The sequence below is a fragment of the Streptomyces sp. SID5785 genome (genome assembly GCF_009870065.1).
Classification (GTDB): domain Bacteria; phylum Actinomycetota; class Actinomycetes; order Streptomycetales; family Streptomycetaceae; genus Streptomyces.
The window spans coordinates 1-6,556 of the sequence record NZ_WWIA01001021.1; the positions used below are offsets into that span (position 1 = coordinate 1).

Genomic DNA, 6,556 nt, shown 5'->3' on the forward strand with positions numbered 1-6,556 from the left:
GTGTGGGTCGACGGCGGACGGGATGGGAGCTGGGGAAGCGGTGGGTTGATGAGGGGGGAGGCTGCGAGCCACCACCGGCACCCAACCACTAGATCTAGGGGTTGGATACAAAAAATCCACTACATCTAGTAGTGACTCTGGGGTCGCTGGTGTAACTTACCCATGACCACCCGTCACATTGTATGCGGAAGGAGCTAGATGCCCACGCGCCAGCTTGTCCGGGCATACATAGATGAGACCGGCGATCGCGGCATCTCCGCCTCCGCGTCCTCCTACTTCTCGTTTGCGGCTTTGCTGATTGCAGACGAGCACGAGGCCGCAATGCGAGCGGCTATGTCGCACTTGCGAAGGGAGCTAAAGGTTCCGCCGGGTAAGGCCCTTCACTGGAAGGAGCACGTGAAGGTCTACCCGCGCCGCCAATATGTGGCGAGCACTTTGGCCCAGTTGACCGATGTCAAGATCGTGTACGTCGTTGTTGAGAAGGCTGCCATCCCCGCCCAAGCAGGCATGCGCCGCGATCAGGTGATCTTCTACAACTACGCGGCAGGCATCGCTCTCGAACGTCTCCTACTTGCTGCTAAGGATTGGGCGGGAGGTTCACGAGACCTAGTAGTGAAGTTCGGCCACGTGCGCGGATTCGACCACCGCACCACTTGTGACTACTTCAAGATCAAGCCTCAGTACAGCCCGGACTGGGTTCCGTGGCACTTGTTGCGTGGACGGCCCACGTTCGAGGACCAGGCCAAGTGGGATGGGTTGCAAGCGGCGGACCAGTACGCCGGCATGTTGAGTGCTGCGATACGACCTGACCGGTATGGGGGCTTTGAAGCCGCGCACTTGTTGGCGGTCAGGCACCAGTTGCGTCGCAACGGCCGAGGCGAGAGTCGCAATTACGGCTTTAAGATCCTCGGCAACGAAGCGACCTTCACCTCGTTGCCTTGGTGGCCTTCTGAGGGTCTGTAGAAAAGCAAAAGAACCTCCCAAGAGGCCCGGGGCGCTTCAACCGATCAAGTCGGAAGGGTCTGGCAGCAGACCAAGCGTTCTCCCCGCGACCACTTAGGAGGTCCTTGCTTGTTGGCTCTAGCCTACCGGGTTGACACTCGGATGCCCACACCTGCGGCCTGGGTTCATGCAATCGAGAAGGTGATCATGCGATCCGCCAGCACCCAGCCAACCGGGAGCGGGGCCCGCAGACATCTGCGCCGTGGCAGACGCTATGGGGAAGGGCGTCATAGCGGGTAGGGCTCAGGGAGGCCAAGCGCGCTCAATCCGTAGCCGTTGCAGCAGCTCAGCCACCAGGCTCCTGGGTAACCCGAGCTTCCCAAGCTCAAGGCTTGACCGGGCTGGCCCACCTGTCAGTGCTGGCCACTACGGTCATGGAGATTGCCAGGCCAGTTCGATTGCGGGGGTTCACGTGGGTGGTCAGTTGCGTGTGGGTCAGGTCTTTCGCTACGCGACCGGCAAGGACCCGAAGCCGGCGACGCTCGAGGGGTACACCAACTTCCACCACGTGACTCACTCACCGGAGCGCGCCCGGGCCCTGCTGGAAGCTGGGATCAACGGAATGGCCAAGGTCCGGACATCAGACGGCGATCGCCGACCGGTGATTCTCATCCGGTCGAGTCCCTGGAAGGCTGGCTCCGAGCAGACGCCTTGGCACGACGTGTTCGACATGGACAACGGACACGTCCGCTACTTCGGCGACCACAAGGCCACCACCACCGTGGCGCCAGGTAAGACCACGGGCAACGCGGCCCTGCTCGATGCCTTCACCAGACACCAGGGACACACGCCTGAGGAGCGCGCAACCGCCGTCCCCCTGCTGTTGTTCCGTGCGGTCAAACGCAGCGGAAGGGACAAGGGACACGTCGAGTTCTGTGGACTGGGCGTGATCGAGAGAGCGGAGCGTCTGGTGCAGTGGGGCGGTAGCGACCACACGACGTTTACGAACTACGTCTACGACATCGCCCTCATCGACCTCACCGCCGAGGACGACAAGGTCGCGTGGGCATGGATCGACTCCCGCAGAGACAAGACCGTCGCCGACGCTGAGACACTCGAACTCGCCCCGCTCGCCTGGCGTGAGTGGGTCAAGCACGGGCATTCAGCACTGCCAAGGCTCCGTCGGCGGGTCGCCCGGGCCAAGGTGACCAAGGTGTCCGAGCAGCGGGCCAGGCCGGGAACCGTTGAAGCCAAGGACCTGGAGCTGATCTACAAGCACTTCGACGGGCGCAAGCACGACTTCGAGGCAGTGGCCTCCGCGGTCGCAGCCCGTGTGCTTCGTGGCGCCGGGAACAGCTACGTCGAAGGATGGCTGACACGTCGATCCGGCGACGGAGGAGCCGACTTCGTGGGCCGACTCGACATCGGCAGCGGACTGGCCGGCACAAGTCTTGTTGTCCTCGGCCAGGCCAAGTGCGTCAAGTTCGACAGCCTGGTCACTGCCGAGCAGATCGCCCGCGTCGTGGCCCGGCTCCGTCGAGGCTGGATCGGCGTGTATGTCACGACCGGGGCGTACTCCGTACCAGCACAGACAGAAATGGTCGAAGACCAGTACCCGATCGTCTTGATCAACGGATTGGAACTGGCCCGGGAACTGCGGAGCATGGCCCGGGACGATCACGGGGGAGACCTGGAAGCTTGCCTCGATCACACCCTCACTGAGCGGGAGACCGCGATCACGAACCGGCGTCCAGAAGAGATCTTGCTTGAGTAGGCAGCCCCAGTTGGGCAGGTAGCCAGAGGATCAAAACGCGCCAACACCGTGCGCCACAACCACTTGGCGTAATCCTCACCAAAGGCCAAGTGCCAATGAGTAGCGCAAGAATGCCTTGCGAAGATGCAAGCAGTTCTTGCATCTGTTGTCACGCTCTGTGTTCACCTGAGAGTCGGGGTGTGACTTGCGCAGCCGGGAGTAATCGCACGAACGAAGTCGACAGCTTGTAGCCGGCTAGCATCCATCAGGTCAGAACGAAGCCCACCTGACCGCGCATGCTGGCAGGCCGAGCGGCAGGTGGGCGACTGAACCCGGAGGCTCTACATGAGTTTGCCCTTTGCCGAGCAATGCGTGTCAAATCCGCGACGCCAACTCACCGCGATCACGGTGATCGTCGTGCTTGTGCTCACTTCACCATCCTGGGCCAGGCTTGTCGGCGCGTACGCGGATGCGGAAGCGCTGCTTACGTTGTTGATCGCAGCCGGCGGTACAGCAGCGAAGTACCGCAACCACAGCAACCAGCCGCGGACAGCAACACCCGACAGCGCCTAGCTGATGAGCTCTCTGTCCCAGGCTGACCGATCCACATAGAGCTACGGATCAGAAGGTTGCAGGTTCGAATCCTGCCGAGTGCACAGCGACAAGAGGCCCCGGAGCGATCCGGGGCCTCTTGCGTTGTCCGGGTGGGTCAGGCCGATGCCTCGGCGGGGGTGGGGGTGTCTGTCGTGCGGGGCTGGGCGGTGCGCCGGCGGCGGGTGGGCAGGCCCATGGTCGGGTTGGCGACGCCCCAGGCCGCGCCCTTGCAGACCACTTCCTTGTAGAGCGCGGCGAACCGGCCGGTCAGGGCCGCGCTCACCGCGCGGTCGTCGGCCGTGACGTACTGGATCAGGCCTTCCTTGCGGCCCAGCGAGATGCACTGGTTGAAGTAGCGCAGCGGCGCGTGCGGGATCTTGGTGCCGGTCAGCCGGGCCGCGATCGCGTCGGCGGCCTGCCAGGACGTGGGGATGCCCGAGGCGCAGGACATGCGCAGCGGCTTGTCGCCGGGGCCCATGACGAGGGCGGCGTCGCCGATCGCGTACACGTCCGGGTGGGAGACCGAGCGCATGGTGCCGTCGACCACGATCTGGCCGGTGTCGCCGAGTTCCAGGGTGGTGGCGCGGGCCATCGGGTGGACGGCGAAGCCGGTGGTCCACACGGTGACGTCGGAGGGCAGCGACCTGCCGTCTCCGGCGGTGACGGTGTCGGCGTCGACGGCGGTGATCCCGCTGTGCTCGTGCACGGTGATGCCGAGGCCGGCGAAGACCTTGGCGAGGTGGCGGCGGCCCTTGGGGCTGAGCCAGTCGCCCAGTTCGCCGCGGGCGGCCAGGGCGACGGCCAGGTCCGGGCGGGACTCGGCGATCTCCGTGGCGGCCTCCACGCCGGTCAGGCCGCCGCCGACGACGGTGACGGTGGCGCCGGCGGACAGCTCCGCCAGCCGCTCGCGCAGCCGGAGCGCGCCGGGGCGGCTCGCCAGCTGGTGGGCGTGGTCGGCGACGCCGGGGACGTCGTGGGTGTCCCACGCGCTGCCGAGGGCGTAGACGAGGGTGTCGTAGGCCAGTTCCTCGGTGCCGGGGTCCGTGCCGGGGGCCGATTCCGTGCCGGTGACCGTGACGGTCCTGCGGTCGACGTCGACGCCGGTGACCCGGGCGAGCTTCAGGGTGACGCCGGTGCCCGCGAACATCTCGCTGAAGGGGCGTGCCCGCAGCTCCTGGCCGACGGCGACCTGGTGCATCCGGACGCGCTCGACGAAGTCGGGCTCGGCGTTGACGAGGGTGATCGTGACGTCGTCGCGGTGCAGCCGCTTGGCGAGGCGTCCCGCGGCGACGGCTCCGGTGTATCCGGCCCCGAGAACGATGATGCGGTGCTGCATGTCCCTGCTCCTGTCTCTCACGGTGTCGCCCCTTGAACCGGGCAGCCCGCCGATTCCTGACAGGAGAGGAGTGTGAAGCAGGTCACATTGTTGTAGAGGTGAGGGAGGTGAAGGAGGTGAGGGCGGTCAGAAGGCCGAGACCAGCGGGTCCGGGTGGTCCGTGGCCGCCCAGACACGGGTGGCACGCTCCAGCTTGTCGGGGTTGACCTGGCTGCGGACGGCGACGATGTGCCCGTCGCTGACCTCGAGGCACATGACGCCGATGACCCGGCCGTCGACGACGGCGACGACCGCGGGGCCGCCGTTCGCCGTCGCCGCGTGGATGTCGGCCGGGCCGCCGCTGATGGCGCGCTTGGCCGGGCCGGGCTTGAACAGGCCCCGCATGAACGTGGCGACCGCGGCCGCGCCCTCGAAGGCCTTCGCGCGGGCCGGCACCTTGCCGCCGCCGTCGCCGACCGCGATCGCGTCCGAGGTGAGCAGCTTGACGAGCGGTTCGGTGCGGCCGCTCGTGGCGGCGGCGAGGAACTCCTCGACGATGCGCCGGGCGGCCGCCTCGTCGATCTCGGTCCGCGGGGCGCGGGGCGTGCCGTCCGCGACGTGCTTCTTCGCCCGGTGCAGGATCTGCTGGCTGGCGGACTCGCTGATCTCGAGGATCTCGGCGATCTCCCGGTGCGGGTAGTCGAACGCCTCGCGCAGCACGTACACCGCGCGCTCGTTCGGCGTGAGCCGCTCCAGGAGCGTGAGGACCGCGTACGAGACGGACTCGTGGCGCTCGGCCGTGTCGGCGGGGCCGAGCATCGGGTCGCCGGCGAGCAGGGGTTCGGGGAGCCACTGGCCGACGTACGTCTCGCGGCGGGCGCGGGCCGAGGTGAGCTGGTTGAGGCACAGGTTGGTGAGCACCTTGGTCAGCCAGGCCTCGGGGACGTCGATGTGTCCCGGGTCGGCGGCCTGCCAGCGCAGGTACGTGTCCTGCACCGCGTCCTCGGCCTCGCTCGCGGAGCCGAGCAGGCGGTAGGCGATGGCCTGCAGGCGGGGCCTGGAGGCCTCGAAACGGTCCACGTCGTTCAGGCTCACGGACATGCTCCGGATCCTAGGCGACGTCGGCGGCGTCGCGCGGCTCCAGGGAGGTCCGCTTCACGGAGCTCCGCGCGGACCGGGCGTTGTCAGTGGGGTGCGCCATGCTGGCGGCATGACGTGGTGGTGCACGGGGATGCGGTGGGGCGGGGGCGGGCCGGAGTTCGGGTGGTGGACGGGGGAGGCCGAGCGGGCCGGCGCAGTGCGGTTCGGGGAGCGGATGGCGTTCCGGGTCACCGGGCCGCGGATCTGTCTCGGGGTGTGGCGGGGCGGGCGGCGCCGTCCGTGCCCGGGGCGGGAGGCGGTGCCGGTGCGGGGGACGCGGGCGCAGTGCGCGGAGTGCGCGGGGATCGACCGGGCGCGGTCGGTCGCGGCGGACACGCTGGCCGACGATCCGCGGCCGTACCGGGTGTACCTGGCCTGGTTCGGGGAGGGGCTGGTGAAGGTCGGGATCACGGGCGCCGCGCGGGGCGGGGCGCGGTTGCTCGAACAGGGGGCGGTGGCCTTCACCTGGCTGGGGACGGGGCCGCTGATGGCGGCGCGGCGGGCCGAGGAGCTGCTGCGGGTCGCGCTCGGGGTGCCGGACCGGATTCCGTACGAGCGAAAGCGGGCGGTGCGGGCGGGGCTCGGCGCCCCGGACGGGCCCGATGGGGAAGGGGAGTTGGCGCGGGCGCACGGGGTCGCGGTCGGGCTCGACGGATGGCCGGAGTCGCTGGAGCGGGCGCCGTTGCGGGTGGTGGACCACGTGACGGAGTTCGGGCTCCGGGCGGTCGACGGGGTGGACGCGGTGGTCGACGGGCTGGCGGAGGGAGACGTGGTGGCGGGGACGGTGGTGGCCGCGGCGGGGCCCGATGTGC

6 protein-coding genes are annotated in these 6,556 nt (G+C 68.1%); 4 read left to right on the top strand and 2 right to left on the bottom strand.

The features are described from left to right. The first annotated feature begins 198 nt into the window (after positions 1-198). The 3 genes from GTW43_RS33150 to GTW43_RS33160 all read left to right on the top strand — a co-directional run bounded on the left by GTW43_RS33150 (position 199) and on the right by GTW43_RS33160 (position 3,268). The gene (locus GTW43_RS33150) at positions 199-963 is read left to right on the top strand and encodes a DUF3800 domain-containing protein (RefSeq protein WP_161305685.1); all 765 of its coding nucleotides are present in this window, start codon (positions 199-201) and stop codon (positions 961-963) included. Between the two features lie 451 nt (positions 964-1,414). Further along, positions 1,415-2,716, top strand: coding sequence for a restriction endonuclease (locus tag GTW43_RS33155; RefSeq protein WP_343246190.1), 1,302 nt, complete (start codon positions 1,415-1,417; stop codon positions 2,714-2,716). A 324-nt stretch (positions 2,717-3,040) separates the two neighbouring features. Continuing rightward, positions 3,041-3,268: a hypothetical protein gene (locus GTW43_RS33160; protein ID WP_161305686.1), complete on the top strand. Its 228-nt coding sequence runs from the start codon at positions 3,041-3,043 to the stop codon at positions 3,266-3,268. A 136-nt stretch (positions 3,269-3,404) separates the two neighbouring features. Here the strand turns inward: GTW43_RS33160 and GTW43_RS33165 are convergent, their stop codons facing one another. Both GTW43_RS33165 and sigJ read right to left on the bottom strand, forming a co-directional pair. Beyond that, positions 3,405-4,625, bottom strand: coding sequence for an FAD-dependent oxidoreductase (locus GTW43_RS33165; RefSeq protein WP_161305688.1), 1,221 nt, complete (start codon positions 4,623-4,625; stop codon positions 3,405-3,407). Between the two features lie 126 nt (positions 4,626-4,751). Continuing rightward, on the bottom strand, positions 4,752-5,705 hold the full coding sequence (sigJ, locus tag GTW43_RS33170) for an RNA polymerase sigma factor SigJ (protein WP_161305690.1): 954 nt from the start codon (positions 5,703-5,705) through the stop codon (positions 4,752-4,754). Between the two features lie 109 nt (positions 5,706-5,814). Here sigJ and GTW43_RS33175 point away from each other — a divergent pair. After that, a partial coding sequence (locus tag GTW43_RS33175; protein ID WP_237536945.1) for a DUF2797 domain-containing protein occupies positions 5,815-6,556 on the top strand: 742 nt, incomplete at its 3' end.

What these genes read in the sequence shown, in the direction of transcription:
- GTW43_RS33160 (WP_161305686.1), top strand. Translation starts at nt 3,041, where the DNA reads ATGAGTTTGCCCTTTGCCGAGCAATGCGTGTCAAATCCGCGACGCCAA.
- GTW43_RS33150 (WP_161305685.1), top strand. Translation starts at nt 199, where the DNA reads ATGCCCACGCGCCAGCTTGTCCGGGCATACATAGATGAGACCGGCGAT.
- sigJ (WP_161305690.1), bottom strand. Translation starts at nt 5,705, where the DNA reads ATGTCCGTGAGCCTGAACGACGTGGACCGTTTCGAGGCCTCCAGGCCC.
- GTW43_RS33165 (WP_161305688.1), bottom strand. Translation starts at nt 4,625, where the DNA reads ATGCAGCACCGCATCATCGTTCTCGGGGCCGGATACACCGGAGCCGTC.